Here is a 2,366-nt window from a genome sequence, read left to right as displayed (position 1 = left end):
TGTCGGCGTACACACGATCGTCCCCGGTCGCGTACGAGTGAAAAGGGACGCTTGATGGTGCGGTGAATCGTGGTGCCCGGCACTCTGCTGCTCGTCCGGTGAGGGGTGGCGGAGGGCGGTGACGCGGTGGTTTTGGACCCGCAGCGCTGGCTGGAACTGCGGCGGTTTCGTGCTCTGGTCGAGTCAGGAGCGGTCAGTCTGACCGAGGTGGCCAAGGAGACTGGGCTGGACCGCAAGACGGTCCGCAAGTATCTGTCGAGCACGGCAGCGTCGGTGCCGCCGAGACGGACGTCGAACGGCCGGCCCCGGAAGAAGGTGGTCGACGAGGTCGCCCCGTTGATCGACGCGATGCTGCGGGCAGAGATCCTCATCAAGGGCGCCGTGGTGCACGAGCGTCTGGTGAAGGAGTACGGCTCGACGATCAACTATCAGCGGGTCAAGCTCTATCTGCAGGAGGCCCGGCCGCGGATCGCGGGTGAACTGGGCATCGAGCCGCGAGAGTTGGCGGGTATGCACCGCCGCTTCGAGGTGGTTCCCGGGGCCCAGGCTCAGGTCGACTGGGGCGATGAAGGCAAGATCCTCGCCCACCTGGGAATCCCGAAGGTCTACTCGTTCCACATGGTGCTGTCGTACTCGCGCGACCCGTTCTGCTGCTTCACCACGAGCCAGGACCTACAGACCTTCTTCGACTGCCACCGGCGGGCATTTGCGCACTTCGGCGGGGTGCCGATGTCGATCGTCTACGACCGGACCAAGACCGTCGTGCGCCGGCACGTCGCCCCGGGCGAGGCGGTGCCGCTGCATCCGGAAGCGGTCGGCTTCGCCGGCCACTACGACTTCGACATCGACGTGCTGGCCGCCTACCGGCCCACCGGGAAGGGCCGGGTCGAACGCCAGGTGTTGATCGTGCGTGATCACGTGCTGGCCGGGCGGGCGTTCTCCTCGCTCGAGGAGCTGGATGCCGCCTTCATGGCGTGGGTGCCGCAGCGACGCGCCCGCACCCACGCCACCCACCACGAGGTCATCGGACACCGGGCCGCCCGGGATCACGCCGCCCTCAAGCCGTTGCCGCCCTCGCCCTATCTGGTGGCCGAGCGGCATCTGCGGCCGGTCGGCAAGGACTGCCTGGTCGCGTTCGACGGAAACCTCTACTCGGTGCCCGCCCGCAAGGTCCGCCCGCGTCAGCTGGTGGAGATCCGGGCGACGAAGTCCCAGGTCATGCTGCACTCGACCGTCCCCGATGCCAGCGGCGAGACCCTGCTGTCCAGCCATCCGCGGGCGGTCGGCCGCGGCGTGGTTGTCAAGCAGGACGAGCACTGGGACGGCCTGCCGACCGGCAAGAACCGCCGCACCACGACGGGCGACAGGCCGCCACCACCGCGGAGCGAGTCCTCCGCGTCGGGTCGCATCGGACCGTTGCAGGCCCTGTTGAACCGGGCCGCTGCAACCCAGATCGAGGTCGGGAGGCGGCCACTGTCGGTCTATGACGAACTGACCGGCACCCGTCCCTTCACCACCAACTCCCCGACGAAGGAGTCGTCTTGAGCGAGCTGACCGGCAACCGCATCCGCACCACGGCCGGCAAGCTCGGCCTGCCCCACCTGGCAGAGACCATCAACGAGTACACCCGCCGGGCCGACGAGGCGAAGATGGGCTACCTCGACTTCCTCGACCTGGTCCTGTCCGAGGAACTCGCCGTCCGCGACGACCGCCGCTTCCGCCAGGGCCTGCGGCTGTCCAAGCTGCCGCACCACAAGACGCTGGACGAGTATGACTTCTCCTTCCAGCCCGAGCTCGACCCGCGCAAGGTCAAAGACCTCGCCAGCCTCTCCTTCGTCGACGGCAAGGCGAACGCCGCGCTGCTGGGGCCGCCCGGGGTGGGCAAGACGCATATCGCCGTCGCTCTCGCGGTCGCGGCCTGCCGGGCCGGCTACTCGATCTACTTCACCAGCCTCGACGACATGGTCCGCAACCTGAAAACCGCCGAGTCGGCCGGACGGCTGGTCAACAAACTCGGCACCTACCTGCGGCCGAGCGTCCTTGTGGTCGATGAGGTGGGCTACCAGCCCCTCGAACGAGCCGAGGCGAACCTGGTCTTCCAGGTCATCTCCAAGCGTTACGAGAAGGGCTCCATCATCCTGACCTCGAACAAGACCTTCAGCGAATGGGGCCAGGTGTTCGGCGACGAGGTCCTCGCCACCGCGATCCTCGACCGCCTCCTCCACCACTGCGAAGTGATCGCAATCAACGGCCCGAGCTACCGGCTCAAGAACCGCCTCCAGGCCATCGAGCGAGAGACCGACGTGGCCTAACAACTGGGGACGTTCAAACGTACCGGCCCGGCCCGAAGGGAGAGTACGCCGACA

Annotated in this window: 2 protein-coding genes; both read left to right on the top strand. The window is 67.5% G+C overall.

The genetic code is table 11. From position 1 onward, the window contains the following. The first annotated feature begins 126 nt into the window (after positions 1-126). Positions 127-1,545: an IS21 family transposase gene (istA, locus tag AC27LF_RS45295; protein WP_479665200.1), complete on the top strand. Its 1,419-nt coding sequence runs from the start codon at positions 127-129 to the stop codon at positions 1,543-1,545. After that, positions 1,542-2,312 (top strand): IS21-like element helper ATPase IstB, encoded by a 771-nt coding sequence (gene istB, locus AC27LF_RS45290; RefSeq protein ID WP_479662425.1) that lies wholly within the window; start codon positions 1,542-1,544, stop codon positions 2,310-2,312. Before istA ends, istB begins: the two co-directional genes overlap by 4 nt. The last annotated feature ends 54 nt before the right edge of the window (positions 2,313-2,366 follow it).

The organism is Streptomyces diversicolor, assembly GCF_057537855.1.
Note: the sequence above shows the minus strand (reverse complement) of the source record. Positions and strands in the feature narration are given on the sequence as shown.